Below are 26377 nucleotides of genomic sequence, written 5' to 3'. Positions count from 1 at the left end.
TGCAGGCCAGGTATCAAGGTACCTCGACCAGGCCTGGGCTGAAGGGTTGATGCAGGCCCGTAACAGTGACTTCTACAAAGTGCGTGTCTCCGGGCTGGTGTGCCTGCTGGAAGGGATGCTGATGGCCTTCAAAGCGCGCGAACTGCCTGACAGTGATGCGCGGGTGAAGACCGAACTCCTGGCGGCCGCGATGACCACGGCAGCGGCGGGCTTTGAAGTTGGAGCCAGCTATGTGGACCAGGTGGTCGCGCGGTACGGCGCGAACAGTGTGACCGGACGAGGAGCAGCGGCCGCTTTAGGGCGTTTGAAACTATGGGGCGCCAGTTTAGCTGTGACAGGTGGTTTCGTACTCGCCTGGTGGGACTTCGCCGATGCGGCTCAGCAGTTAGTATACCGCCAGCAAAACCTTACCGAACAAAGTACAAAAAAACCTAGAACGCTGGCACTCGCATACGCATCGCGGGCACTGGCAACTATTACAATCTCGCTGGCGGAAGCAGGAACAGCCATTGCAATCGCAAAACCTCTTTTTGACCATCTATCTCAGAATGCCAAAACAAAACTTGTGAGAATGATGACAACATCCATGGGCGCGCTCGCCAATAAACTGGGAACACAAGCTGCTCGCCTACTGCTTGCACGTTTAGTCTTGGGTGCATTTTGGATCGGACTCATCCTGACACTCATAATCTATATTCTGGAAGATGACGCGTTAGAGAAGTGGTGCAAACGTAGCTGCTTCCGAACTCATAAAAATATCAAGCCCTATGAAGAGCAGGAAGAACTGAGCGCCCTACATTCTGCTATCGGCGAGGTTTTATAATGTATCTTATCGAATGGGGATTCTGGCAGATGGCAACTCAGCCAGAAGCTGCACGTAGAACGTACGAAGCAGGGATGACACCAGCAGAGAAGCGCGCACATAGAGATTTTTATGAAGGCGACCTGAATGAAGAGATTCATTTTTGCCAGGTAAGTGAAGCCCCCCTCATACGCGGCCCTGTTTATGCATTCAATGAAACCTACATAGAAATGCGCTGTGGCGGTTCAGAAGAGAAGCGCGGCCTCATTACGCTAGTCACGATCGGCGGAGTGCTGCCTGGGATAATTTTCGGAACCGGCATAGCTGTCGGTTCCATCTGGCTTGATATCACCCAACCTTATTCAATCTCCTTTATAGCACTCCTACTTACAGCTCTCTTGGCTTCAGCTTCAGGAGCAGCATTGTATTTTTACCTGAAGTACGGCGTAAAAATCTCGCGACTGGAAATGCTGACCAGTCGGCATCTGCTTATTCGCTTCAATCGAATAACTCAACAGGTCCACCTCCATCGACCCAGCTACTGTGGTGGCATCGTCACCTTCCCCTGGAAAACAACCGGTAGCACGGGCATTCGCCCAGAAGATGATTCGCTAAGCGTTGGAATACGACTCGGCCTAATCTGGCACCCCAGCCGCACCGGCCTGCCCCACATGGAAATGGCCCTGCTAGGCAAACAAGGCCAAGGCGGCAGCGAACTGCGTGATGAGTGGGAATTCATCCGCCGTTACATGGAAGAAGGCCCACACGCCGTCCCCCGCCCCCGCCTGAGCACCCAGCTACCCTCACCCATCCAGGCATTCAGCGCCCAGTTCGAAGGCCTTGGGCGTTTCTTCCGCAAAAGCAGCTGGCTGTTCAAAGTTGCGCTGCTGTTTGTCTGGCCCGCTTTCGTCATCATCGGCACCGGCCACTGGCTCAGCCTGCTGCTGTGCTGGCGACCGCGCTGGCCGAAGGTCATCCGCGAGGCCGGCCTGCCCGGCAAGCCAGTCCCACCCGTGACAACCCTGAGCGACTACCCACCCGCAATCCAGGCACGCCTGCTCGCCAACGCCGACCGCTGGCAGCTCAAGCCCGGCAAGCGGCCGGCGAAAAAACCACGCAAGCGCTCTGCACCTCAACAGGCCAACGAAAGTGACTGATCAAACTGCACCCAGCGCGCGGGTACATTTGCGACACCTTCACTTCATCGGCAGCCAGTTGCAGCACGATGCAAAGCCATCATCCCATGACCGCTTCCCGTAGTCCGCCCATGTAATGCTCCAGGCGACTACGCAGCCAACGCTCGGCCGGGTCGCTGTCGGTGGTGCTCAACCAGACCATGGCCAGCTCCAGTGCAGCAGTCTCGAACGGCAGCGTCTCGGCCTGCAGGTTGCCCCAGCGTTCCATACCCTGTGCGGCATAGTCCGGGCAACAGGCCAGCAGGTCGGTACCGGCCAGAATCGCCGGCAGCGAACTGAACTGCGGCACCGACAACACCACCTTGCGTTCACGGCCGATGTCTTTCAACCAGTCATCGACCACACCCTGGGTGTTGGCGGTTGGCGAAACCTGGACATGCGGGCGTTGGCAAAACTCATCCAGTGAAAGCGGCGTGCTGGACTTGTCGGCCCGCACTACCTTGGCTTGCAGGGTGCGTAGCACCTTGCGTTTGGCATTGGCGGGCAGGCCCTTGGTCTGGCTGATACCCACCGTCACATCGCCCGCCGCCAGCAGGTCCGGAATGCGCCAATAGTCCACATGCTGCACGACCACCACCACGTTCGGCGCCTCCACCCGCAGCGCCCGCAACAGCGGCGGCAGCAGGCCCGACTCGACATCATCGGACAAGCCGATGCGGAAGGTCATCTTGCTGGTCAGCGGGTCGAAATCATGGGTCATGCTGAGGGCGACAGACATCGCATCCAAGGCTGGCGTGAGGTACTTGATCACCTCTTCGGCCCTGGCCGAGGGCTCCATGCGGTTGCCCACTCGAACCAGCAACGGGTCGTTGAACATCGCACGCAACCTGGCCAGCGCGGCGCTGACCGTGGGCTGGGCGACGAACAGCTTCTCCGCGGCACGGGTGAGGTTGCGTTCCTGCATCAGCGCTTCGAACACCACCATCAGGTTGATATCGGCTTTGCGCAGTTCGTTGCGGTTCATGGGTGCTCCCGGGCCGTGCTTGTTGTTCGGGTTCAATTCCGGCATCGACATGCATCCTAGCCGAGTCGAAACCTGCACTGCACCTTATGCGATCGCCATTGCCCCCTACTGCGCGACCGGGGTAATCTTCCGCGCTCTTCCCTTCCGGCCTCCCCTGCCGTGCACCGCCCAGGCGTTGACTCGCGAAGCGGTCATTCATGATGCCGACACTTGCATGGCCGCCGCTCACTGGCGCGCCCATCCGCCATCAATACACTCAGGATGACACCATGATCATTCGCCAAGGCATCGCTGCAGACTACACGCAGCTGCTCGACATCTGGCTGCGCGCTGTTCGCGCGACGCACCACTTCCTGCAACCCTCCGACATCGACGCACTGTTGCCACAGCTGCGCGACGTGTACTTCCCGGCCGTCGAGCTGTGGGTTGCGGTAGACACCGATGACCAGCCACTGGGCTTTATCGGCTTCAATGAAAACCATGTGGAAATGCTCTTCGTCGACCCAGCGCACCACCGCCAGGGCATTGGCCGTGCACTGCTGGATTTCGGCCGCCAGTCACGCAGTGCGATGAGTGTCGATGTCAACGAGCAGAACCCACAGGCAACAGCGTTCTACCAGCGCTATGGTTTCGTCCAGACCGGCCGTTCACCGCTGGATGGCGAAGGTCGCCCGTTCCCTTTGCTGCACATGAGCTTGCCCACCCGGGCGTGAGCAGGAGGCACTCACCGCGATGGCCCGTAAAGCGAAGCCCCTACCGCCGTCCGACTGGGTCATCCGTAGTGCCCAACCGGGCGGTATCGAGCGTATCGAAGCCTGGTTCGGTAGCCACGGCTACGACCCGCATCGCCACGATACCTATTCGATCGGCCGCACGCTGGCCGGCGTGCAAAGCTTCCACTACAAGGGTTCGCTGCGCCACGGCATACCGGGCAACACGCTGGTGTTGCACCCGGACGAACTGCATGACGGCATGGCCGGCACCGACGCAGGCTTTCGCTACCGCATGGCCTACGTCGACCCGGCACTGATCCAGAACGTGCTGGGTGGTCAGCCTTTGCCCTTCATCGCTGGCGGGCTGTCCAGCGACCCTCGCCTGTACCACGCCAGCGAAGCGTTCGTGCAGGCAGTGGACCACGCGCTGGAGCCATTGGAAGAACAGGACGCCCTGTATGACCTGGCGATCGCCTTGCGGGCCGTCGGCGGCAAGCCGCGCGGGCGCAAGCGCCTGGATTACCAGGCAGCCGAACGCGCCCGGGCCTTCATCATGGAACACCTGCATGTGGGCATAACACTGGACATGCTGGAACAGGCCAGCGGCCGCGAACGCTGGAGCCTGTCGCGTGACTTTCGCACGCTGTACGGCACCAGCCCCTATCGCTTTGTCACCCTGCGCCGCCTCGACAGCTTTCGCCGAATGATCCTGGACGGCTTCACCTTGGTCGAGGCAGCCCTTGCCGCAGGCTTTCATGACCAGAGCCACATGACCCGGCACTTCACCCGCTGCTATGGCGTACCGCCCTTACGCTGGCTGGAGCGTTTGCGAGCGTCACGCTGAGAAACCGCAGTCGCCCGCGTATCCCGTGGGAGCAGGCGTGCAGGATCGTACAAGAACCGGACTCGCCCGGCGCGATAGGCTGACCACTCCACTTTCCGAGGAACTGTCATGCCTGAATCCCGTCATCCACATCCCTCCCTGCCAGTGAACCTGGTCCACAAGGCAGCGCTTATCGAACAGCAATGGAGCCCCAGGGTCGTTGCCGAGATGAACGATTACCAGTTCAAGGTCGTGCGCATCGAAGGCGAATTCATCTGGCACGCGCACCCGGAGACCGACGAAGCATTCCTGGTGCTGGAAGGTACGCTGCGTATCGACCTGCCGGATGGCTGCGTGCATGTGAACCCTGGGGAACTTTATGTGGTGCCACGCGGCGTCGAGCACCGGACCGCCGCGCAAGGCGAAGCGAAACTGATGATGATCGAACCGCGGGGCATTCTGAATACCGGTCATGAAGGGGGGGATCGCACAGCACAGAGCGATGTCTGGATTTAACAACATTCACCACTTTCAAGCTGAGGTCTCTAACTTCACAGCAATAATTAACCATAAACAATCGCCTTATTGCGATTTGTAACCATGGCAATTCGCTCGCCGCCCACACTTCGCAACCCGGCACAGGTTCGCCTCGATATAATTGGATCCAATAACGAGGGTAACCTGCATGCAAGCACTGGAAATGGACTACGGACACGGCGATGAAGTGGCCAGCCACTGCCACGCCGAAGACCAGCTGATCTACGCCGCCAGCGGCGTGATGCGGGTCAGCAGCGAGGGCGGCAGCTGGGTGATCCCCGGCGGGCATGCCTTGTGGATGCCTGCGGGGGTCAGCCATGCCATCCGCATGGAGGGCGTGGTCTACCTGCGCACCTTGCTGCTCGATGCCCACATCGAACGCTGCCAGGTCATCGTCGTGTCCGGCCTGCTGCGCGAACTGATCCTGGCGGCGTCACGGGTGCTGAACCTGCGCGACGGCGCGCATGCTCGTGCGCTGATCTTGTTCGAACTCGCCGCCGCCCGGCGCATCGATGCCTTCGTCCCTACGCCGCAGCACGCACGCCTGCGTGCCTGGTGCGAGCGCTTCCTGCAGGACCCGGCCCAGGACCTGACCCTGGAGCAATGCGGCGCACAACTGAACATGAGTGCCCGCAGTGTGGCCAGGCTGTTCCAGCGCGAGGTGGGCATGTCGTATGGCCAATGGCGCGCCCGTGCCCGGGTGATGCTCAGCCAGCAGTGCCTGGCCGATGGCAAGCCGATCCTGAACGTTGCGCTGGAGCACGGCTATCAGAGCGCCAGCGCATTTACTGCCATGTTCAAGCGCATCCTCGGCCATGCACCGAGTGATTGGCAAAACGGTACCGCGCGCGAGCACTGAGCCTCAGGTTGTCCCGCTTGCGCGCAGGGTTGTCCCGCTTGCGACAGCGACGCCCATGCAACCCTCGTTAACCTCGCATCACGACCTTTGAGCGACAATCGTGATGCCCTTACTGCACTCATTTCCAGGCCCTGCCCGGCTTGCCACAGCCCTCGGCATGCTCGCTGCACTCGCGGCGTGCGGCCACCAACCCACGCCTGCCGAACCACCTCCAGCGCTGCAGGCAGACCCGCTGGCGAACATGCCGGCCAGCGTCAGCAAACAGCCCCTGCCCGAACGCTGGTGGGCACTGTATCAAGACCCCCAACTCAACCGCTGGGTACAGCAAGCCCTGGCGCACAACCAAGGCCTGGCACAGGCCGAGGCCAACGTGCAGGCCATGCTGGCCGGCATCGGCGAGTTCGACGCCAGGCGCTGGCCGTCTACCGCGATGGGCGTTGCCGCTACCTATGGAAGAAGCGCCGATGACCAGACGCTGGCCGAGGCGACCGACAGCAACGCGCCGTCACAATGGCAATTCAACCCGGGCATCGAGCTGGCCTATCAGGTGGATATCTGGGGCCAGGTACGCGCCGCCATCCAACGTGCCCGGGTGCAAGCCGAAGCCAGCGCTGCGGCACTAGACCTGGTACGCCTGCAGGTAGTCGCCCAGACCACCCGCGCCTACATCGACCAGTGCACCTACGCGGCCCGCCTGGAGGCAGCGAAGCAGGCCTTGCAAACCCTCGACCACAGCGTGCAACTCAGCCAGCGTCAGCGCCAGGCCGGTGTGGCCACTGCCCTCGACGGCGAGCGCCTGTTGGGCTTGCGGGAGCAGGTGCGTGCGCAACTGCCGATGCTCTCAGCCCGGCGGCAGATGGCGCTTTACGAACTGAGCATGCTCAGTGGCCAGGCCTCGGTGGCCGAAGCCAGGACCTGCGTAGCCATCCCCACGCTGTCGGCGCCGCTGCCGGCTGGCGATGGCTGGCATTTGCTCGAACGCCGGCCAGATGTGCGCCAGGCCGAACGGGAACTGCAGGCGGCCACCCTGGAGACCGACATCGTGCGGGCTGACCTTTACCCAAAGGTCAGCTTCGGCGCTTCGTTGACGTCTTCAGACCATCACCTTGCCAACCTCGGCGCCAGTCGCGCGGTGATGTTCGGCATTGGCCCGCTGATCCGCTGGGAATTTCCCAACCTGCAGGCCAACCGCGCACGGGTGAGCAAAGCCGAGGCATTGCAGCGGGCGCAGGTCGCCCGTTACCACGGCGTGGCGCTGAGCGCGCTGAAAGACGTGCGCCAGGCACTGGCCCGCTACGACGGCGAGCGACAACGGTTGCAGGCGCTGGACGCAGCCCTGGTGCACAGCCAGCACAGCTTTGCCCTGGCCCAGGGTAACTACCGTGCCGGCACCGTGGACGGGCTGGCCCTGCTCGACAGCGAGCGCGAAATGATCAGCCTGCGGGCCAGCCACACAGAAGCCCGAGGGCGCCTGGCGCAAGCGCAGGTAAACCTGTTCCGCGCGCTGGGCGGGCGGTGGTAGCGAGAAGCAAGACCAACAGCGAGCACCGCCCACTGTAGGAGCGGGTTTACCCGCGAAGAATACACCGCGGTGGATGGCACGGGCTTCGCCCGTGTTCGCGGGCAAGCCCGCTCCCACACGCGCCAGCTTTTAGAAATTGAGCAAGACAGTTGCTCCCACAACGGACAGCCAGCAGGCCCAATTCGAGAATGGAAACCAACCATGAATGTTGCCGTAGACAAACCCTCACCCGCCGAAACTGAACAGCGGCCGAGCGCTAGAAGCCGTCGCCGCCTGGCAGTCATCGCCAGCGGCAGCCTGGCCGCAATCACCCTGCTGGCCTTCACCTGCTACTGGTTAAGCACCGGCCGCTACCTGGAAACCACCGACGATGCCTACGTCCGCGCCGACTGGGTGGCCCTGAGCCCACGCGTGGCGGGCTACGTAGCCAAGGTCGAGGTGGCTGACGACCAGCCGGTAAAAGCCGGTGATGTGCTGGTGCGCCTGCAAAACCGCGACTACCGCGCCCGCCTCGACCAGGCCCGGGCTGGCGTGACCGAGGCACAGGCGGCACTGGCCGCCGCCCAGGCCAGCCAACAGATAGCGACCGAGCGCATCGACCAGCAACAGCAAGCCATCCTGCAGGCCGAGGCTGTCGTGCGCAGCGCCACCGCCGAACAGCACCGCAGTGAACTGGATGTCCAACGCTACCGTGGCCTGGTGCGTGACGATGCAGCGACCATGCAGCGCCTGGAAACCGCCAGCGCCCATGCCAGCCAGGCACAAGCCGCGCGGCAAGGTGCCCAGGCCGCGCTGCGCCAGCAACGCGCTCAACTGGCCATGGCCAAGGCCCGGTCAGCCCAGGCCGAGGCCGAGCTGCAACAACGGGCAGCGGCCCTGGCACGCGCCCTGGCCCACCAACAGCTTTCCGAGCAAGACGAACAGGACACGGTGATCCGCGCGCCGATCACCGGCGTGGTCGGCCAACGCCGCGTACGCACCGGCCAGTACGTGGTGCCGGGCCAGCCGCTGCTGGCTGTGGTGCCCCTACAGCAGGCCTATGTAGTGGCCAACTACAAGGAAACCCAACTGGCCCGCATGCGCCCTGGGCAACCGGTAGAAATACATGTCGACAGCTTCGCCAGCCAGCCACTGCATGGCCATGTGGCCAGTTTCTCGCCAGCCTCGGGCAATGTCTTCGCCTTGCTGCCGTCGGACAATGCCACCGGCAATTTCACCAAGATCGTCCAGCGTTTCCCGGTGCGCATTTTGCTCGACAAACCGTTGGATGGCCCGCAGGTACTGCCCGGCATGTCGGTGGTCAGTACAGTCGACACACGCCCCGCAGAGGTTGCCGATGCGCACTGAGCAAACGGTCTCGCTGCGTGCCTGGGTAGCGGTGCTTGGCGGCCTGTTCGGCTGCTTCATGGCGGGTATGAACGTGCATGTCACCAGCGCCGCACTGCCGGAAATCCGCGGCTCGCTGGGTGCCAGCTTCGAGGAAGGCTCATGGATCTCCACCGCCTACCTGGTGGCGGAAATCGTGATGATTCCGCTGACGGCCTGGTTGGTGGACGTGTTCTCGCTGCGCCGGGTCATGTGGACCGGCTCGCTCATCTTTCTGATCGCCTCGGTGGCCTGCTCATGGGCGCCCAACCTGGAGGCGATGATTGTAATCCGGGTGATCCAGGGGGCTGCGGGCGCGGTGCTGATTCCCCTGTCGTTCCAGCTGATCATCACCGAACTGCCGGCCAGCAAGATGGCCATGGGCATGGCGCTATTCAGCCTGGCCAACAGCGTGGCGCAGGCCGCCGGGCCGTCGATTGGCGGCTGGCTGACCGATGCCTATTCGTGGCGCTGGATCTTCTATCTGCAACTTTTCCCCGGCATTGCGCTGCTGCTGGCCATCGCCTGGTCGATCGAAGCCAAGCCGATGAAGCTCGAACTGTTACGCAAAGGTGATTGGCTGGGTATCGCGGCCATGGTGATCGGCCTGGGCGGCTTGCAGATCGTGCTGGAAGAAGGCGGTCGGCTGGACTGGTTCGGCTCGCCGCTCATTGTCGGCATGAGCGTGGTCGCTGCCATTGCGTTGGTGGTGTTCGTGGTGACCCAGCTGTTCGGCCAGCGCGCGTTCATCAACCTGCGCTTGCTCGGGCACTACAACTTCGGCGTTGCCAGCGTGGCGATGTTCATCTTTGGCGCTGCCACGTTCGGCCTGGTGTTCCTGGTGCCCAACTACCTGTCGCAGTTGCAGGGGTTCAGCGCGCACGACGTGGGCGTGGCGCTGATCGCCTATGGCGTGGTGCAGTTGTTGCTGGCGCCGTTGATGCCCCGGCTGATGGGCTGGACCAGTGCCAAGTTCATGGTCGCCAGCGGCTTTTTGATCATGGCGCTGGGCTGCTGGCTGGGGGCTGGCCTGAGCGCCGACAGTGCCGACAACGTGATCATCCCGTCCACGGTGGTGCGCGGTATTGGCCAGCCTTTCATCATGGTTGCGTTATCGGTGCTGGCGGTGGCCGGGCTGGACAAGCGTGAAGCCGGCTCAGCCTCGGCGGTGTTCTCGATGTTGCGCAACCTGGGTGGCGCCATCGGTACGGCCGGGTTGACGCAACTGGTGGCGACCCGTGAACGCTTTCACAGTGAGCGCATTCACGAGCAGGTGACGCTGTTCGAGCCAAGCGTCCAGGCGCGTATCAACCAGACGGTGCAAAGCTGGCTGCCGCCTCAGCAGCAAATGCTGGAAGCGTTGGCGGCGACCATTCGACGAGAGGCTTACCTGATGGCCTACAGTGATGCGTTCTACCTGGCGTGCCTGGCATTGGTCGGGTGTGCCCTTGCAGCGTTGCTGCTGCGGGCCAGAGAGCAGCATTGAAGGCAGTATCGACCTCTGTGGGCGACCGGAGCGTTCGGCATTCGGCCGCTGTTACACTGTCAACCGATGAAATTGGCGAGCCCGAGCAAAGGTATGAACCCGACGCGCTACTCCACCGTGGCAAAGGACCTGATGCAAGCGATTGCCAGCGGTCGCTACCCAGTAGGCAGCCTGCTGCCGACCGAGTTCGAGCTGTGCGACCTTTACAATGTGAGCCGGCACACGGTGCGTGCCGCTATCGACCAGTTGCTCACCCAAGGGCTGGTGTCGCGCCGCAAGCGTGTGGGCACCCGGGTGGAGGCCAGCAGCCCGCGCGGCGGCTATTCGCAGTCGTTAGCCAGTGTGGCTGACCTGGCGCACCTGGCAGACACCCAGCAGCGGGAAATCCAGAACGTGCGCCACTTTGTCGCCGACCTGAGCGAGGCGGCGAGGCTGGGGCTGGTGCCGGGGGAGCATTACTTCTGCGTGTCGAGCCTCCGCGTCGACAGGCAGCACCCTGCCGCGCCGCTGTGCTGGACCGACGTGTATGCGCCGCGCGACTACACCGCGGTCGTCGAACTGGCCCGCGAGCATCCTGACCAGCTGATTATCGGGTTGATCGAACAGCACTATGGCCGGGCAATCGCAGTGGTCGACCAGCGGGTGCGCGCGGTGTTGCTGACAGCGGAAATGGCCAGGGCGCTGAAGGCAGAGGCAGGCTCACCGGGGCTGAAGATCATCCGCCAATACCGCGAGGAAAATGGTGATTTGATGGCGGTCTCAGAGACCGTGCACCCGGATGACCGCTTTACCTTGGTCACCCAGATGCGCCGCGACCGCTCCCCCGCCTGAACCCGCTCGTACAGGGATGCTGCAACTTTCAGCTGATGAACAGGCCGTTGCGCCTAAAGCGCCCCCAGTTGCCTTTCAGCTTCGACCAACTGCCTCGCCCGCGCCGTGCTCACCCGGTGATCGCGTGCCAGCCAGGCGTAGATCGTCGGTAGCACGAACAAGGTGAACAAGGTCCCCACCAGCATCCCGCACACAATCACCACCCCCAACCCGAAACGGCTGTTGGCGCCGGCGCCGCTGGCGAACAGCAGTGGCAGCACGCCAAAAGTCATCGCCGCCGTGGTCATCAGCACTGGCCGCAAGCGTATTTGCGCCGCGCGAATAATGGCGGCAGCACGATCGAGGTTGTCGCGCACCTGAATCTCGTTGGCGAACGCCACCATAAGGATTCCATGCTTGCTGATCAGGCCGATCAGCGTCACCAGGCCAATTTGTGTGTAGATGTTCAGCGTGGCCCAGCCCAGCGCCAATGGCAGCAGCGCACCGCAGATCGACAGCGGCACGGTCACCAGAATGATCAGTGGGTCGACCAGGCTTTCGTACTGCGCCGCCAGCACCAGGTAGATCACCACCAGGGCCGCGAGAAATGCCCACATCAAGGCAAAGCCCTCCTGCACATACTGGCGCGATTCCGATTGCCAGTCGTGGCTGAAGCCCGGTGGCAGCTCGGCGGTGAGCTGTTCCAGAAATGCCACAGCGTTGCCCATCGATACACCCGGGGCCGGGATTGCCTGCAGGGTACTGGCGTTCTGCTGATCGAACTGCAACAGGCGGTTGGGTGCCACTTCGATATCCAGGCGCACCAACGTAGCCAGCGGCACCAGGCTGCCATCTTCGGCGCGCACATACTGGCGGCTCAGCGCCGCAGGCGTCAGGCGCTGGTCCTGGATACTCTGCGGGATCACGTCATAAGAGCGCCCGAACAGGGCGAAGCGGTTGAGGTACTGCTCGCCCACCAGCACCCCCAGCGACTCACCAATGGCCTGCATGCTGATGCCCAGGCTCGCCGCCTTGGCCCGGTCCACGCGTACCTTGACCACCGGGTTGTTGTAGTCGAGGTCGCTGTCCACCACGGCGAACAGGCCGCTGTCGCGGGCGCGTTGCTTGAGCACTTCCATGGTCTGGAACAGCTCGGGGTAATCCTGGGCGCTGCGCAGCACCATCTGCACCGGCAGGCCACCGCTGGAGCCCGGCAGCGACGCGACCTGGAAGGCGAAGATGCTGCTGCCCTCGATGTCCGCAACGGCCTGCTGCAACTGCGCCTGCACCTGTGCGGCGGAACGCTTGCGCGCCTGCCAGGCGCTGAGGTTGATGCCACCGAAACTGGCGGCCGGGCCGTCGGTACCGTTGATGATCCAGGTGTCGGTGGTTTCGGCAATGGACTTCATCACCTGGTCGAGCTTCAGCGCAAAGCGTTCTGCGTATTCGAGGCTGGCATGCTGCGGCGACTTGATGGCAGTCAGCACCGCCGCCTGGTCCTCGGGTGGCGCCAGCTCGCGCTGTGGCAGCAGGTACAGCCAGGGCAGGCTCAGGCACACCAGCAACGCCACGCCGCCACTGATCCAGCGGTGTGCCAGTGTGTAGGCCAGCACCCGTCCATAGGCCCCGCTCAGCGTACCAAACAACCGATCGGCGAGAGTGGCCATGGCGCCATGCTGCTGACCGGGCTGCAGCAACAGCGAGCTCATCACCGGCGACAGGGTCAGCGCCACAATGCCGGACACGATCACCGCCCCCGCCAGGGTCAAGGCAAACTCACGGAACAGCGTGCCGGTCAGCCCGCCCATCAAGCCAATGGGCGCATACACCGCCGCCAGGGTCAGGGTCATGGCGATCACCGGCCCGGCGATTTCCCGCGCCCCGGCCAATGCTGCCGCGACCGGCGACTTGCCCTCCTCGATATGCCGATGCACGTTTTCCACCACCACAATGGCATCGTCCACCACCAGGCCGATGGCCAGCACCATCGCCAGCAAGGTCAGCAGGTTGAGGCTGAAACCGAACATCAACATCAGGCCCGCGGCCCCCAGCATCGACAGCGGAATGGCCACCACCGCGATCAGCACGCTGCGCAGCGAACCCAGGCACAGCCAGATCACCAATACCACGATCAGCATCGCCTCCACCAAGGTGCGCAGCACTTCATGGATCGACGCATCGATGAAGCGTGCGGTTTCATAGGCCAGCGCCACGTTCACGCCAGGCGGCAAGGTCTGCTGGATCTGTGGCAGCAGCTGGCGAATACCCTCGACAATCACCAGAGGGTTGCCGCTGGGCGTGGGGAACAGCCCCAGGTGCACGGCAGGTTTGCCGTCCATGGTGGCACTGGTCTGCGTGGCCGCCGCACTCAGCTCGACGGTGCCGATATCGCGCAGGCGCACCAGGTCGGTGCCATCGTTGCGGATGATCAGCTCCCGGAAGTCTTCGACCCGGGTCAGGTCGGTGTCCACCTGGATATCGGCCAGCACGTACTGCCCGCGCACCTGGCCCGGCGTTGCCTGGTAGTTGTTGGCACGTACCGCCTGCGCCACGTCCGCCGCCGTCACCCCGCGCCCGGCCATCTGCTCACTGTCCAGCCACAGGCGCATGGCCAGGCGCTGCCCGCCGAACGACTGCACCTTTGCCACGCCGTCGATACCGGAGAACTGCGGTTCCACCACCCGCGACAGGTAATCGCTCAGTTCCGGTATCGACAGGCTGTCGCTGGCAAACCCCACATAGGCCACGGCAGTGGAGTCACCTGCCGACAGTTCCACCACTGGGTCGTAGGCTTTTTCCGGCAGGCGATAGCGCACCTGGTTGACCTTGGCCATGGTTTCGGCCAGCGCCTGGGTCGAATCGCGGTTGAGCACCATGCGCAAGGTGATCAGGCTGCGCCCCTGCTGCGACGACGAGGACAGGTAGTCGATGCCTTCGACCGACGACACTGCCTGGGTGATCGGCTGCGTCACGAAACCCTGCATCAACTCGGCGGAGGCACCGGGGTACTCGGTGCTGATGGTAATGGTCGAGCTTTCCAGCAACGGGTACTGGCGGATCGGCAACTTGCCCATGGCAAACAGCCCCATCAGGATGATCAGGCTGCTGACCACCAGCGCCAGCACCGGGCGGCGCACGAAGACGTCGGTAAACCTCACGACTGCCGCCCTCCCTGGCTGGCCTGCAGGCTGTCCTGCGCCACTGGCTCGACCGGCATGCCATCACTCAGTTTCAGCTGGCCGGAAACCACCACACGGTCACCGGGCGTCAGGCCGGAGGTGATTTCCACCCGCCCCTGCCAGCGCTCACCGGTGGTTACCTGCACCCGGCTCACCCGGGTGCCATGCTGCGGGTCCTGGGTCGCGACAAACACCGTCTGCCCATAGGCGGTGTAGGTGATCGCGGTTTCCGGCACGGCCAGCACGGTCGACGGCTGCGCAGCATCCAGCCGCACGCCGGCATACATACCCGGCTGCAACTGCCCTTGCGGGTTCGGCAAGGCCGCCTGTACCTGCACAAGGCGTGCTGTGCTGACCACCGGATCGACCGCCACCACCCGCGCCTGGAAGTCTTGCCCACGCACCGCGTCTACCGTCAGTGCCAACACTTGCCCGGCGTGCACTTCGGGGGCGGCCTGCTCGCCCAAGGCGAAGTTCACATGCAACTGGCTGATGTCGGCCAGGCTGACGATGGTCTCGCCAGCGCCCAGGTACTGGCCCTGATGCACACGGCGGATGCCGAGCTTGCCGGCGAACGGAGCACGAATGGCCTTCTGCGCGATCAGCGCCTCGACATGCTGCAGCTCACCACGGGCCACGTCCACGGCAGTGGCGGCGTTGTCCAGCAGCTCTTGCGACACGGCATTCATCGCGCGCAGTTTGCGGCTGCGCTGCAGCACCACGTCAGCGTTACGCAACCTGGCCTGCAACTGCACGCGAAGGGCCTGCTCGGGCGCGTCGTTGAGCTGCACCAGCAACTGCCCGGCCGCGACTGTCTGCCCCGACTCGAAGGCGATGCGGGTAATACGCCCTGGCATCTCGGCCGCCACCTGCACCTGGTTGACCGCCTCCAACTCCCCCGAAGCAAAGCGCTGCCGCGCCAGTTGCACCTGCTCGGCCGTGGCCAGCGCCACCTTGGTCGCCGGCCACACCGCCGCAGCGGGTGGCGCCGAGCCGCTTCCCACCAGCGCATAGGCAGCGGCCAGCGCACCGGCAACAGCGCCAGCCCAGGCCAGTAACGTCCGTTTGTTCATGCACAGCTCCGATCACAGGGAAAGCGGTTGCAGGGAAGATCGGGCAGGACTATAAAAGCTCAACTTTACTTGAGGTCAACAGGCATGGCAGCGGACAACACACGGATGCTCACAGTGGGTGAAGTGGCCAAGCGCAGCGGCGTGGCGGTGTCTGCGCTGCACTTCTACGAAACCAAGGGGCTAATCGCCAGCGTCCGTACGGCAGGCAACCAGCGCCGCTATCCCTCGCTGGTGCTGCGTACCCTGGCGATCATCAAAGTGGCCCAGCGCACGGGTATTGCGCTGGAGGAAATCAAACAGGCCTTCAGCCGTTATGCCCCCAACAGCAAGCTCACGGCCGCGCAATGGGGCGAGATGTCCACGGCCTGGCGCGAAGACCTGAATGCCCGCATTCGCACACTGGAAGCACTGCGCGACAGCCTCGACAACTGCATAGGCTGCGGTTGCCTGTCGCTGGAAGACTGCCCGCTGCGCAACCCCGAAGATGTGCTGGGCAAGGAAGGAACCGGGGCGCGGATCCTCGAAAAGAAGGCGCGCTAACCTCCCGCGCTCATGTCAGATGCGACTCTATGCCGGCACGCATCACCTGCAGGTGACAAGCAGTCGCTTTGAACCATTGCGGCGATTCACCGCCCTAACCCTGTGCTGTTAACCCAAAGCCGCTCACAGGAAGGAACTAAGCCATCATGAAACGCGAACAGATCGAAGGTGTAGCAGAGGACCTGGCTGGCAAGGCGCAAAGCGCCGTAGGTCGCCTGGTCGAAGACCCGGCACTGGAAGCCGAAGGCGATGCGCGTCAGGCCGCAGGCCAGTTGACCAAGTCCTACGGCGACACCCTGGACACGGTGTCCTCGTTCGTCAAGGAAAAGCCCTTCGCCGCACTGGCCATCACCGCCGCCGTCACACTGGTGGTACCTCGCCTGCTACGCCGCTGAACCACGGCGCCTCAGGCGTTTCAGGGCCGGATATCTTGTCCGGCCTGCGCCATCACCAGATGGCGATATCGTAGGTCAGGTAAAGGCGATTGCTGTCTCGGCCGCGGGCGAAATCTGATCGATACACATAGTTTCGCAGCTTTACGCCCAGCCCTTTCAGCGGCCCGCCCTGCACCACATAGGCAATCTCGGCATCACGCTCCCATTCTTTGATGCCCTCGCCACCTGAGCGGCCATTGTCGCCACTCAGGTAGCGCGTCATGAAGGTCAGCCCCGGCACCCCGGCGGCAGCGAAGTTGTAGGCGTAGCTGGCCATCCAGGTCTTCTCTTCCTCTTCGATGAACTTGCCGATGCCGACGTTGCTGAACGAATAGACCGTTGCCCCACTGATATACGGCAGCCCCGCTTCACCATCGAGCACCTGGTAACCTGCGCCGACGGTATGCCCGGAGTGGGCGTACGACAGTTGGCCGCTGAACATGTCGTTGTCGATGCCACCGCCATACGCCGTACCGCTGTCGCGGCTTTTGAAGTAACGCAGGTCGGTGGTCAGCACGCCGCCGCCCAGCGGCAGGTCGTGCACCAGCCCGGCGAAGTCCTGGCGGTAGAAATGCTCGAGCTCGCCATGGAAATAACTCAGGCGCAGTTGCTTGCTGACGGCATAGTCAGCACCGGCGAAGCTGAAGTCGCCAGACGCTGGGCCGCCATACCCGTCCAGGTACAACCCGGTACTATTGGATGAGTCGCGCTGTTTGAAGCGGTCCAGGTGGCCAGCGGTAAGGGTGAGGTTGTCGATGTCGGTGCTGGTCAGCTGGGTTCCCTGGTAAGTCTGCGGCAGCAGGCGTGCATCGTTGTACACCAGTACCGGCGTCTTGGGCAGCAAGGTGCCGTGCTTGACCACGGTGCTGCCCAGGCGGGCTTTGGCCGTGATACCGGCGCTGGCGAACTCATCCGCCGCGCGGCCATCGTCATGCACCGGCAACAACCCTGTACCGCTGCGCACACGGCCGGAATCAAGGCGTACGCCCAGCAGGCCCATGGCGTCGACGCCCAAGCCCAGGGTGCCTTGGGTAAAACCCGACTGGTAGTCGAGCAGAAAGCCTTGAGCCCACTCCACCCGTTCGCTTTTGGCAGTGGCGGCGGCGCGCGCGCTCATGCCCTGCTCGTCGCGGAAGTTCTCGTTGAAATACACGTTGCGTAGCTGCAGCTTGAGCTTGCTGTCTTCGATGAAACCGGCGGCACCGGCCACAGGCAGCCAGCCGCACAGCAGGCCACAAGTGGCCCCACGGAAAAGAAATCGGGACATGATGGTTACTCTGTTGTTGTTCTTGGGTGAGTCAGCGGGGCGCCGAGCGGCGCCCTGGGTGCTTCAAACCATGAAGGACAAGGCGCCCGTCAGCAGTGCCAGCGCAGTGATCACCAGAGAGGTGAGCACGGCCCACTTGAAGGTGGCTTTCTGGAAATCACCGATATCCCTGTCGACCATGCCCACCAGCAGCAGGGTCGAGGCCACCAGCGGGCTCATGAGGTGAACCGGCTGGCCAAGCACCGAAGCGCGGGCAATTTCCACCGGGTCGATGCCGTACGCGGCCGCGGCATTGGCCAGGATCGGCACAACGCCGAAGTAGTACGCGTCGTTGGACAGCACGAAGGTCAGCGGCATGCTGGTCAGCGCCACCACCAGCGGGAACCAGTGGCTCCACGCATCCGGAATCCAGTCCACCAGCGTCTGGGCCAATGCATCGACCATCTTGGTACCCGAGAAAATACCGGCAAAGATGCCTGCGGCGAACACCAGCAGCACCACGGTCATGGCGTTGCCCGAATGGGCGAGGATGCGCTCTTTCTGCAGGTCCAGCTGCGGGTAGTTGATCATCAGTGCGGCGACGAAACCGATCATGAACAGGATGGCCGCGTGCATCAGCCCCAGCACCAGCGCGGTCATCACGGCGATCACCAGCACCAGGTTCACATAGGCAAGGCGCGGGCGTTTGTGCGGGTTGTCGCCAAGGATTTCCTTGATGTAGCAGTTGCCGCCACCGGACTCCAGGGCAATATTGCCGATACGCCGGCGCTCGGCACGGCCCAGCAGGTAGGCGGTGAACACGACCCACGCCGCCCCACCGATGACGGTGGGCAACATCGGAATGAAGTACTCGGTCGCATCCAGACCGAGCGCGGCAATGGCGCGGGTGGCGGGACCACCCCACGGGCTCATGCCGCTCATGATGCTCAATGACAGCATCGATACGGTCGCCAGGATCATCGGGTTCATGCCGATGCGCTTGTACAGCGGCAGCATGGCAGCGCAGGTAATCATGTAAGTCGTGGTGCCATCACCGTCCAGCGCCACCAGCAGCGACAGCAGAGCGGTGCCGATAGCGATCTTGATCGGGTCACCATTCACCCGCTTGAGAATCTTGCGGATCAGCGGGTCGAACAGGCCGGCGTCGATCATCAGGCCGAAGAACAGGATGGCGAACAGCAGCAGCGCGGCAGACGGTGCGACCATTTTCAGCCCATCGAGCATCATCTTGCCCAGGTCTGGCGCGAAACCGCCAATAAGGGCGAAAACAATCGGCACGATGGTCAGCGCGACGATCGGTGACAGGCGTTTACTCATGATCAGGTAGGTGAAGGTCACCACCATGATCAGGCCCAGAAGTGCGAGCATGGTTTGTTCTCTTGTTTTTATTGTCTATGTGGCCCCCTGCAGCGCAGACGGCCCCCTGGCCCCCACCCGGCAACGCCTGGTGGGGGCCTGTGAAAAGCTTGAGGGTGTCGAGGCTCAGCCGTGGCGGTGTGGTTCGGCGACCCAGTCGGCCGATTCAGCGACGGGGGTGACCACCGGCTCGCCGTTCAGGCGGCTGTGCAACGTCTGGCGGTCACAAGCGTTTTCCGACAGCGATACCACCACCGTCGCCACAGCGTTGCTGGCAAGACTCGTCAGCGCACGGGCTTCCGACATGAAGCGGTCGACCCCGATCAACAGGGCCAGGCCAGCCAGGGGAATGTCATGGATCACGGTAAGGGTCGAGGCCAAGGCCACGAAACCACTGCCGGTGACACCTGCCGCGCCCTTTGAGGACAGCAGCATGATCGCCAGCATGGTGACCACCTGGCCCAGGCTCAGGTCGATGTTGCAGGCCTGTGCGATGAAGACGGCTGCCAACGACAGATAGATCGCAGTACCGTCCAGGTTGAACGAGTAGCCAGTGGGCAGCACCAGGCCAACCACGCCTTTCTTGCACCCAAGCTTCTCGAGTTTCTCGAGCATGCGCGGCAGCACCGGCTCGGTGGAGGAAGTACCCAGCACGACGAGGAACTCTTCGCGGAAATAGCGCAGCAACTTCCACAGGCTGAAGCCATGGGCGCGGCAGATGCCACCGAGCACCACCAGCACGAAGAAGGCGCAGGCGATGTACAACGTCCCCACCAGCTTGGCCAGCGCACCAAGGGACGTAATGCCGTACTGGCCCACGGTGAATGCCAGTGCGCCGAAAGCGCCGACCGGGGCAAAGCGCATCAGGTAGCCGAAGATGCGGAACACCATGGTCGAGGCCGACTCCAGCACATCCAGTACAGGCTTGCCCTTTTCGCCCATCGACGAGAGGGCGAAACCGCTGAGTACGGCGATGAACAGCACCGGCAAGACCTCACCCTTGTTGAAGGCACCGATGAAGGTGTCCGGGATGATGTGCATGAAGAAGTCCACCACGCTCAGCTTGGCGGCCGACGCGGTGTACTGGCTCAGGCCCGCTGTGCTCAAGGTAGCAGGATCGATGTTCATGCCGGCACCTGGCTTGAACAGGTAAACCGCCGCCAGTCCGATCACCAGGCTGACCACCGTCAGGCCCAGGAACAGCAGCAGGGTCTTGCTCATCAAGCGCCCCAGGGAACGCTTGTCGGTCATGCCGGCGATGCCGGTTACGATGGTGCAGAACACCACCGGCGCGATCATCATCTTGATCAGCTTGATGAACGCATCACCCAGCGGCTTGAGGGCCACGGCCTGTTGCGCCCAGAAGTGTCCGACCACCACGCCCAGCAGGACGGCGCAGAGAATCTGGAAATACAGCGATTTGGCGAGTCTCATGGCATCACCCATTGTTGAAATTGTGCGGATGCGCTTGTTACGAATGTGCAGGTCTGGATTGGTGCCTGGAACTACCCGGCCAACCTGCGGAATGTAGGGGCGTAGACGAACCCTGAGAAGAGCCGCCGGGCGGTTCGCACCACCGAAGCCTGGATCGTCTGGCCCTCGGCACCGCTGCGCGTCAGCGCAACATCGATGCCGCCACTTGGGTGCTCCAGGCGGACCTCGGCCAGTTGCTGCGCGCCTTCGCCCAACAGGTCGGCAATCACGGTGCCAGGGCTGACGCAGGCAGTCGCCAGCCCCACGGCTCCCGTGATCGCCAAGGCACGATGGCAGTTGTGCGGCATGAAATAGCGAACCTGCAGCGTGCCGTCGTAGCGCGGCTTGGACACCAGCACTGGCTTGGGGATGACCATGCCACTGACATCGCCCAGGCCCATGGCCTTTCCGGCCTTCAGCCGCAACGCTTCCAGGCGTTCGAGCAGCGCGCTGTCGGCGTCCAGCTGAGCCGGGGTTTCCGAGCCGCTGACCCCCACCTGGCTGGCCTCCACTACCATCATCGGCATGGCCATGTCGATGCAGGTCACCGGCACGCCATCAATCACGTCCTGGGCCTTGCCCGTGGGGAACAGCTTGCCGGTCTTGCTGCCGACCGCGTCGAGGAAGGTCAGGTGCACCGGGGCGGCAGTGCCCGGCACCCCATCGATCGCCGTACGGCCTTCGTAGCGCACGATACCGCCGGGCGTTTCGACCAACGAATTGACGAAGGTGCCAGTGTTGAGGTTACGGATGCGCACCAAGGTCTTGCCTTCCTGGCCTTTTACCAACCCCTGTTCGATGGCGAACGGCCCAACCGCACACAGCATGTTGCCGCAGTTGGGGGCCGTATCGACCCGGCGCTGTGCGACCATCACCTGCACGAACAGGTAGTCGACGTCGGCGTCGGCGTGCAATGACGGGCTGATGATCGCCACCTTGCTGGTCTGCGGGCTGCCGCCACCGATGCCGTCGATTTCCAGCTCATGGCCAGAGCCCATGAGGTTGATCAGCAACTCGTCGCGCTCGACCACATTGGCAGGCAGGTCCCAGGCGTGGAAGAACGGCCCTTTGGAGGTACCGCCGCGCATGAGTACGCAAGGAATTCGTTGCATGATTTCGCACTCTTGTTGATCAATGGACATCATTGATGCTGTGAGCAAAAGAGTGACAGGGATGGATAAATCAATCCAATGCAAATATCGTAGCTATTATTGCGATTCAAACATAAATAAAGCGCCAGGCCAGTCGAAGGTTTTCTTATGGAATATGAGCTGCAAGACATCAGATCTTTCGTGAAAATCGCCGAACTTGGCAGTTTTCATGAGGCCGCCGAAGCGCTTCACCTGTCCCAGCCGGCCCTGAGCCGGCGGATCAAGAAGCTGGAGGAAGGCCTGGGCACCTCCCTACTGGAACGCACCACTCGCCGGGTCAGCCTGACCAGCGTGGGCCGCGACTTCCTGCCCAAGGCCAGGCGCCTGCTGGATGATTTTGAAGACTCGATCCTCAGCATCCGCGAACTGGCCGAGCGCCAGACCGGTCAGGTTACCCTCGCCTGCATCCCTACCGCCGCGTTCTACTTCCTGCCGTCGGTGATCCGCGATTACAACGAGCAATACCCGAAAATCCGCATTCGCCTGCTGGACCTTAGCGCCAACGACGGGCTCGAAGCCGTGCTGCGCGGCGAGGCCGACTTCGGCATCAACATGATGAGCGGCCAGCACCCGGACATCGAGTTTGTCTCGCTGGTGCAGGAGCACTTTGTACTCGCCTGCCGGCGTGACCACCCACTGGCGAACCGCGCCTCCGTTACCTGGACAGAGCTGGCTGATTACCGCCTGATCGGCGTCGGCCGCCTGAGTGGCAACCGCATGCTGCTGGACCATGCGTTGTCCGGGCTCAACCTGCGGCCCAAGTGGTTCTACGAAGTGCAACACCTGTCCACGTCGCTGGGCATGGTCGAGGCCGGGCTGGGCGTGTCCGCCATGCCCAGCCTGGCCATGCCCAATGCCGACCACCCCACGCTGGTGAGCGTGCCGTTGATCGAGCCGCAAGTCACCCGCACGCTAGGGCTGGTGTACCGGCGCGGCGCATCGCTGTCGCCGGCTGCGGAAAAATTCGTTTCGATCCTGCTGCAGAAATGGCCAAATCGCTGAAGGAAGCGGCGCGCACAAAATCTAGTAAAACTGCCAGTTGCTAATAAAGGCTGTCTGCAGCAGGTTATGTGCAGGCGCACTGTTAGGAAGCATTCTGACGTGAAACACACAGGTGAACACTTTAATTACCGAATATTTGTCGACGAGAGGCGAATGAAGAAACAGCCGCTGTCGTATACAGCTTACGGGAAACTGTGGGCCAGGCCAGACGCGTGCTTAGGGTACAATGGCGAGTGGAAGGACGAGATTTTACAATCGTATAGTCTTGGCCAGGGACATCGCTACTATAGCCCTGCCTTGATGCGATTTCTCAGTCCAGACGCGTTGAGCCCGTTTGGGCAGGGTGGAGTAAATACATACTGTTATTGCCTGGGCGATCCGGTAAACAGGCATGACCCATCAGGCCGGATAAGCATCATTAAGCTAATGATGCCTTGGCGTAAAACAGGTCTTACTCAATTTCTGAAACAACATGGGATACCTAAGGAGCCACTCAAACCATTTTTAAAAACCTGGGGAAAAAGCTTGTCAGTGTACAAGAAGCAGGAAGATGGGACCTACAATCACTTCTTGATAAAGGAAAACGGCAAAAACGGGACATATGACGATCTTCCCCACCCTGTCCTGCGCGATGATCTTGCGGGCAAGACTGTTTTCAAGAAAGATGATTTAAGAATCGACCTATGGCTGGATGACGGTCGCAACAGAAACCATGACCGTACTGATGCCCACTTTAAAAAGTATGGTTTTGAAAGGGTTACCTACCCTCGTAAATGGTTCATAAGCGCCGCCCCTGCGCAGCCACAACAGAGCGAATCCGCTGAATCATTGGTTCCCGCTCTACGTGGAGCTCCATAAGGCACAAAGCAAAAGTACGCATCAAATTGCCATCATGCGGCGATAATTCACGCGCTTCATTGGATGGAACTTTCGAGATCGCGCACAGAAACTAGTCGTTCTTACCCAGCATGTACCGGTCAAAATGCTCGATATGCTCATCGAGGTTGTCCTCGAGCATCATCCGGTACTGATCGCAGAAGTACTTCAGAATCTCTTCCCGTGCCGCCCCCAGCTCCGCGCCGCTCTTGAAGCTGCGGGCGCTCATCCAGGCGCTGAAGCGCGCGGCACCGAAGGTCAGCGAGGCGCTTACCTTGCCCAGGTCTTCGAACTTTTCGATCTGCTGGTTCGCCAGTTCGATGTGCGCATCGGCGCGATCGTAAAAGGCCTGGTCGGTAGCTTGGGTCATTGGGGTTCACCTTGTTGCGCAATGCGAGCGGGAGGCCAAGCCTTGCATGTCGCGGCGCATACGTGCAAGGCTGAAAAAGGATCACCCATGACGAAAAGGAAGCAAAGCACCTCATGCTTGGAATCACACGTATCCATCGCTATTTGCGCCCACTGCCTGCAAAACCGACTGCAGCCAGTGGGCGTGACCTCAAGGCCAAACGCGCCACCCGCCTCACCTCAACGGTTGCCAACCTCCTCTGCACGCCCCGCTCCGCCCCGCCTTACCTCTGCGTCACTCCTGAGCGTCCCCCTGTCGAACGTGTGCCCCCGACCTGACTGCCTCCACTGCAGCTCACACACCGTTCTCGCCTGTTGCAGGCGGGATGCCTGACGCAACGACAAGGGGCAACAGCCAATGCTTTTCTTTCACGGTAAACAGATTTTCAGCGCCATCTTCGATATGGATGGCACCCTCTTCGACACCGAGCGCCTGCGCTTCAAGACACTCAAGCAAGCGTCTCTGGAAATCTTCGGCAAAGCGCTGAGCGAGCAGACCTTGATTGGCTCGCTGGGCCTGAGCGCAAAAAAGGCCGAAGCCCTTGCCAAGGCGCATAACGGCGACGACTTCCCGTACGCCGAAATCCGCCAACGCGCCGATGAACTTGAGCTGGAGTACGTGCGCAATCACGGCGTACCGATCAAGGCCGGCCTGCTGGAGGTGCTGGAGCGCCTGCGCAAGTCGGGCCTGACCATGGCAGTGGCCACCTCCAGCCGCCGTGCCATCGCCGAGGAATACCTGATCAACGCCAACGTGCTGAAGTACTTCGACATCACCGTTTGTGGCGATGAAGTCGGCCAAGGCAAACCCCACCCCGAGATTTTCCTGAAAGCCGCCCGCGCGCTCAATTGCGAGCCAGGCCAGTGCTTCATGGTCGAGGACTCGGAAAACGGCATGCTGTCAGCGATGCGCGCCGAAGGGCAGGCGATCCTGATCGAGGACATCAAGCCGCCTGCGCCGGAAATCAAGGCGGGCGCGCTCAAAGCCTACCGCAGCATGCATGCGTTTCTCGCCGACCTGAGCGAGTGCGTACCCGACCTGGGCATGCCTGCATTGAGCGAGCCGTTCCCGGCCTCGATGAACCAGTTCAGCGTGGGCATTCATGGTTTTGGCGCCATCGGCGGCGGTTACCTGACGCAGGTATTTTCCCATTGGGACGGCTACACCCGACCGCGTGAAATCATTGCCGCAACCCGCTCGCGCATGCTGCGCGAAAGCGTCAGCGCCTTCGGCCGCTACAGCGTGCGCTACGGTGCCACATCGTTCGACCAGACCATCGACAACGTGCGCATGATCGACATGGACGATGACGACGCGGTCATCAGCATGTACACCACTGCCGAAATCATCGGCCTGAGCCTGCCCGAGCAGGCCATCAGAAGCCAGGCCAGGGTGATCGCCCAAGGCCTGCTGCAACGCTTCGAGCGCCGAGGCCGCGAGCTGACCCTGCTGATCGTGCTGAACAAGGTTGGCGGTGCGGCGTTCGTGCGGCGTCATGTGCAAGCCGAGCTGGCGTTACTGTGCCCGCCTGCGATCAGCGAGCAGGTTTTGCAGAAGACCCATTTCGCCGAAACGGTGGTCAGCCGCATCGTGTCCAAACTGGGCAATGACGCGCTGGTGCGGCAACTGCGCATCAAGTCGCAGATGTTCCAGAACAGCCTGGAAGACGAGCCCGCAAGCACCTGCAAACCTTCAGCGCCGCTACCGGAGTACGAACGGCTGATCGGCCACTTCAGGCCCTTTGCACAGCCCAGCAGCGCCATGAGCCAGCTGCATCTGGTGCTGTTCAACAGTGAAGCCGACATGCCGCTTTACGCGGAGCGCGGCAGCGATCTGCTCGAACGCCTGCGCCAGGTGAAGACAGTGCCAGACATTGCCCAGATCCAGATCATCAAGAACCGCCTGTGGAACGGCCCGCACGCCATCGTGGCCTGGTACGCCAGCCTGCTGGGCCATGCCTGGGTCGGCCAGGGCATGGGCGATGCGCGGGTGAGTGAGTTGGCCGAGCGCCTGATTCGCCAGGAGGTCGCGCCTGCACTGGTGGCCGAATACCCACAGATGGCCGAGGTGGTCAGCCGCTTTGCCGAGGCATTCCTCGAGCGCTGCAAAACCTCGTTCAAAGACCCCTGCGCCCGGGTAGGCCGCGACCCCTTGCGCAAGCTGCAACGCAACGAACGCATCCTCAGCAGCATCGACCTTGCCCGCAAGCACGGTATTGCAACCCCGGCCCTGGCGTTTGGCGCCGGGCTCGCCATTCACCACGCCCTGAACTGCAGCAACAGCAAGGACCTGGAAAGCCAGGCAATCAGGCAGGTTTACCTGGATAACCAGGAAAGCGTCGAAGCCGTGCTCACCCATGCCAACAAACCGTTCCCCGGGTTGTGCCCCGTCAAGGACGCGGAACTGATCGCTGCCATCCGTGAAGGCTTCCGCCAATTGCCACAGCCAGCTTCGCGCCACGCGGTTGCTGTAGGCTCATAACCAGCCCTGGCCGGGACACCGTGGGCGCGGGTTGCGCCTGCGTCCCGGTCAGCGCCATG

At 62.3% G+C, this 26377-nt stretch carries 22 protein-coding genes and 1 pseudogene; 15 read left to right on the top strand and 8 right to left on the bottom strand.

Translation table 11 applies throughout. The features are described 5' to 3' along the window. Positions 1 to 823 (top strand): annotated as a pseudogene (locus I8746_RS21000) (hypothetical protein); the annotation flags it as partial. After that, complete coding sequence (locus tag I8746_RS20995; RefSeq protein WP_221101036.1) at positions 823 to 1959, top strand: DUF6708 domain-containing protein; 1137 nt, start codon at positions 823 to 825, stop codon at positions 1957 to 1959. The pseudogene I8746_RS21000 and the gene I8746_RS20995, both read left to right, overlap by 1 nt. Before the next feature lie 79 nt (positions 1960 to 2038). Here the strand turns inward: I8746_RS20995 and I8746_RS20990 are convergent, their stop codons facing one another. Next, positions 2039 to 2962, bottom strand: coding sequence for a LysR family transcriptional regulator (locus I8746_RS20990; RefSeq protein ID WP_221101035.1), 924 nt, complete (start codon positions 2960 to 2962; stop codon positions 2039 to 2041). Between the two features lie 269 nt (positions 2963 to 3231). Between I8746_RS20990 and I8746_RS20985 the strand changes: the two genes are divergently transcribed. The 8 genes from I8746_RS20985 to I8746_RS20950 all read left to right on the top strand — a co-directional run bounded on the left by I8746_RS20985 (position 3232) and on the right by I8746_RS20950 (position 11098). Next, complete coding sequence (locus I8746_RS20985; protein WP_221101034.1) at positions 3232 to 3675, top strand: acetyltransferase; 444 nt, start codon at positions 3232 to 3234, stop codon at positions 3673 to 3675. A 19-nt stretch (positions 3676 to 3694) separates the two neighbouring features. Beyond that, positions 3695 to 4519, top strand: a complete 825-nt coding sequence (locus I8746_RS20980) for an AraC family transcriptional regulator (RefSeq protein WP_004577449.1) — start codon at positions 3695 to 3697, stop codon at positions 4517 to 4519. 108 nt (positions 4520 to 4627) lie between these two features. Continuing rightward, complete coding sequence (locus tag I8746_RS20975) at positions 4628 to 5014, top strand: cupin domain-containing protein (RefSeq protein ID WP_003247285.1); 387 nt, start codon at positions 4628 to 4630, stop codon at positions 5012 to 5014. A gap of 169 nt (positions 5015 to 5183) precedes the next feature. Next, complete coding sequence (locus I8746_RS20970; protein WP_012053202.1) at positions 5184 to 5894, top strand: helix-turn-helix transcriptional regulator; 711 nt, start codon at positions 5184 to 5186, stop codon at positions 5892 to 5894. Positions 5895 to 5997: 103 nt separating this feature from the next. Continuing rightward, positions 5998 to 7416: an efflux transporter outer membrane subunit gene (locus tag I8746_RS20965; protein ID WP_012053203.1), complete on the top strand. Its 1419-nt coding sequence runs from the start codon at positions 5998 to 6000 to the stop codon at positions 7414 to 7416. Positions 7417 to 7617: 201 nt separating this feature from the next. Then, complete coding sequence (locus I8746_RS20960; RefSeq protein ID WP_012053204.1) at positions 7618 to 8763, top strand: HlyD family secretion protein; 1146 nt, start codon at positions 7618 to 7620, stop codon at positions 8761 to 8763. After that, positions 8753 to 10267 (top strand): DHA2 family efflux MFS transporter permease subunit, encoded by a 1515-nt coding sequence (locus I8746_RS20955; RefSeq protein WP_012053205.1) that lies wholly within the window; start codon positions 8753 to 8755, stop codon positions 10265 to 10267. Before I8746_RS20960 ends, I8746_RS20955 begins: the two co-directional genes overlap by 11 nt. A 93-nt stretch (positions 10268 to 10360) precedes the next feature. Then, entirely contained in the window at positions 10361 to 11098 is a 738-nt protein-coding gene (locus I8746_RS20950; protein WP_041168506.1) for a GntR family transcriptional regulator, read from the top strand. A 53-nt stretch (positions 11099 to 11151) separates the two neighbouring features. On the opposite strand, the gene I8746_RS20945 is transcribed toward I8746_RS20950, so the two are convergent. Further along, positions 11152 to 14235: a MexW/MexI family multidrug efflux RND transporter permease subunit gene (locus I8746_RS20945; protein WP_012053207.1), complete on the bottom strand. Its 3084-nt coding sequence runs from the start codon at positions 14233 to 14235 to the stop codon at positions 11152 to 11154. Then, a complete protein-coding gene (locus I8746_RS20940) occupies positions 14232 to 15329 on the bottom strand; it encodes an efflux RND transporter periplasmic adaptor subunit (RefSeq protein ID WP_012053208.1) in 1098 nt (365 codons plus the stop codon). The genes I8746_RS20945 and I8746_RS20940 overlap by 4 nt, the downstream gene beginning before the upstream one ends. Before the next feature lie 84 nt (positions 15330 to 15413). Between I8746_RS20940 and soxR the strand changes: the two genes are divergently transcribed. Further along, the gene (soxR, locus tag I8746_RS20935; protein WP_004577443.1) at positions 15414 to 15869 is read left to right on the top strand and encodes a redox-sensitive transcriptional activator SoxR; all 456 of its coding nucleotides are present in this window, start codon (positions 15414 to 15416) and stop codon (positions 15867 to 15869) included. A gap of 146 nt (positions 15870 to 16015) precedes the next feature. Further along, the gene (locus I8746_RS20930; RefSeq protein ID WP_221101033.1) at positions 16016 to 16264 is read left to right on the top strand and encodes a CsbD family protein; all 249 of its coding nucleotides are present in this window, start codon (positions 16016 to 16018) and stop codon (positions 16262 to 16264) included. 52 nt (positions 16265 to 16316) lie between these two features. Here the strand turns inward: I8746_RS20930 and I8746_RS20925 are convergent, their stop codons facing one another. The 4 genes from I8746_RS20925 to I8746_RS20910 form a co-directional block, all read right to left on the bottom strand. After that, positions 16317 to 17570, bottom strand: coding sequence for an OprD family porin (locus I8746_RS20925; RefSeq protein WP_012053209.1), 1254 nt, complete (start codon positions 17568 to 17570; stop codon positions 16317 to 16319). Positions 17571 to 17633: 63 nt separating this feature from the next. Beyond that, a complete protein-coding gene (locus I8746_RS20920) occupies positions 17634 to 18938 on the bottom strand; it encodes a CitMHS family transporter (protein ID WP_012053210.1) in 1305 nt (434 codons plus the stop codon). A gap of 114 nt (positions 18939 to 19052) precedes the next feature. After that, positions 19053 to 20360, bottom strand: coding sequence for a dicarboxylate/amino acid:cation symporter (locus I8746_RS20915; protein WP_012053211.1), 1308 nt, complete (start codon positions 20358 to 20360; stop codon positions 19053 to 19055). Positions 20361 to 20431: 71 nt separating this feature from the next. After that, complete coding sequence (locus I8746_RS20910; protein ID WP_080754563.1) at positions 20432 to 21511, bottom strand: 4-oxalomesaconate tautomerase; 1080 nt, start codon at positions 21509 to 21511, stop codon at positions 20432 to 20434. A 147-nt stretch (positions 21512 to 21658) separates the two neighbouring features. On the opposite strand from I8746_RS20910, the gene I8746_RS20905 reads away from it, so the two are divergent. Further along, positions 21659 to 22552 (top strand): LysR family transcriptional regulator, encoded by an 894-nt coding sequence (locus tag I8746_RS20905; protein WP_003247268.1) that lies wholly within the window; start codon positions 21659 to 21661, stop codon positions 22550 to 22552. Positions 22553 to 22705: 153 nt separating this feature from the next. Further along, positions 22706 to 23410 carry an RHS repeat-associated core domain-containing protein gene (locus tag I8746_RS20900; RefSeq protein ID WP_155295231.1) on the top strand — a complete coding sequence of 235 codons (705 nt, stop codon included), beginning with the start codon at positions 22706 to 22708 and terminating at the stop codon, positions 23408 to 23410. A gap of 91 nt (positions 23411 to 23501) precedes the next feature. Here the strand turns inward: I8746_RS20900 and I8746_RS20895 are convergent, their stop codons facing one another. After that, a complete protein-coding gene (locus I8746_RS20895) occupies positions 23502 to 23798 on the bottom strand; it encodes a DUF3144 domain-containing protein (RefSeq protein WP_004577437.1) in 297 nt (98 codons plus the stop codon). A 396-nt stretch (positions 23799 to 24194) separates the two neighbouring features. Here I8746_RS20895 and mtlD point away from each other — a divergent pair, with 396 nt between their 5' ends. Then, complete coding sequence (mtlD, locus tag I8746_RS20890; protein ID WP_221101032.1) at positions 24195 to 26318, top strand: bifunctional mannitol-1-phosphate dehydrogenase/phosphatase; 2124 nt, start codon at positions 24195 to 24197, stop codon at positions 26316 to 26318. Positions 26319 to 26377 lie beyond the last annotated feature (59 nt).

It is taken from the genome of Pseudomonas sp. USTB-Z, assembly GCF_019691255.1.
Taxonomy (GTDB): Bacteria; Pseudomonadota; Gammaproteobacteria; order Pseudomonadales; family Pseudomonadaceae; genus Aquipseudomonas; species Aquipseudomonas alloputida.
The sequence above is the reverse complement of the archived record's forward strand: the minus strand, read 5'-3'. Positions and strand labels throughout refer to the sequence as shown.

Excerpts from the sequence above, each read along its gene's own strand:
- I8746_RS20970 (WP_012053202.1), top strand. The coding sequence starts at position 5,184 with ATGCAAGCACTGGAAATGGACTACGGACACGGCGATGAAGTGGCCAGC.
- I8746_RS20995 (WP_221101036.1), top strand. The coding sequence starts at position 823 with ATGTATCTTATCGAATGGGGATTCTGGCAGATGGCAACTCAGCCAGAA.
- I8746_RS20925 (WP_012053209.1), bottom strand. The coding sequence starts at position 17,570 with ATGTCCCGATTTCTTTTCCGTGGGGCCACTTGTGGCCTGCTGTGCGGC.
- I8746_RS20900 (WP_155295231.1), top strand. The coding sequence starts at position 22,706 with ATGAAGAAACAGCCGCTGTCGTATACAGCTTACGGGAAACTGTGGGCC.
- mtlD (WP_221101032.1), top strand. The coding sequence starts at position 24,195 with ATGCTTTTCTTTCACGGTAAACAGATTTTCAGCGCCATCTTCGATATG.
- I8746_RS20985 (WP_221101034.1), top strand. The coding sequence starts at position 3,232 with ATGATCATTCGCCAAGGCATCGCTGCAGACTACACGCAGCTGCTCGAC.
- I8746_RS20895 (WP_004577437.1), bottom strand. The coding sequence starts at position 23,798 with ATGACCCAAGCTACCGACCAGGCCTTTTACGATCGCGCCGATGCGCAC.
- I8746_RS20910 (WP_080754563.1), bottom strand. The coding sequence starts at position 21,511 with ATGCAACGAATTCCTTGCGTACTCATGCGCGGCGGTACCTCCAAAGGG.
- I8746_RS20980 (WP_004577449.1), top strand. The coding sequence starts at position 3,695 with ATGGCCCGTAAAGCGAAGCCCCTACCGCCGTCCGACTGGGTCATCCGT.
- I8746_RS20940 (WP_012053208.1), bottom strand. The coding sequence starts at position 15,329 with ATGAACAAACGGACGTTACTGGCCTGGGCTGGCGCTGTTGCCGGTGCG.
- I8746_RS20905 (WP_003247268.1), top strand. The coding sequence starts at position 21,659 with ATGGAATATGAGCTGCAAGACATCAGATCTTTCGTGAAAATCGCCGAA.
- I8746_RS20960 (WP_012053204.1), top strand. The coding sequence starts at position 7,618 with ATGAATGTTGCCGTAGACAAACCCTCACCCGCCGAAACTGAACAGCGG.
- I8746_RS20965 (WP_012053203.1), top strand. The coding sequence starts at position 5,998 with ATGCCCTTACTGCACTCATTTCCAGGCCCTGCCCGGCTTGCCACAGCC.
- I8746_RS20950 (WP_041168506.1), top strand. The coding sequence starts at position 10,361 with ATGAACCCGACGCGCTACTCCACCGTGGCAAAGGACCTGATGCAAGCG.
- soxR (WP_004577443.1), top strand. The coding sequence starts at position 15,414 with ATGGCAGCGGACAACACACGGATGCTCACAGTGGGTGAAGTGGCCAAG.
- I8746_RS20915 (WP_012053211.1), bottom strand. The coding sequence starts at position 20,360 with ATGAGACTCGCCAAATCGCTGTATTTCCAGATTCTCTGCGCCGTCCTG.
- I8746_RS20955 (WP_012053205.1), top strand. The coding sequence starts at position 8,753 with ATGCGCACTGAGCAAACGGTCTCGCTGCGTGCCTGGGTAGCGGTGCTT.
- I8746_RS20975 (WP_003247285.1), top strand. The coding sequence starts at position 4,628 with ATGCCTGAATCCCGTCATCCACATCCCTCCCTGCCAGTGAACCTGGTC.
- I8746_RS20930 (WP_221101033.1), top strand. The coding sequence starts at position 16,016 with ATGAAACGCGAACAGATCGAAGGTGTAGCAGAGGACCTGGCTGGCAAG.
- I8746_RS20990 (WP_221101035.1), bottom strand. The coding sequence starts at position 2,962 with ATGAACCGCAACGAACTGCGCAAAGCCGATATCAACCTGATGGTGGTG.
- I8746_RS20920 (WP_012053210.1), bottom strand. The coding sequence starts at position 18,938 with ATGCTCGCACTTCTGGGCCTGATCATGGTGGTGACCTTCACCTACCTG.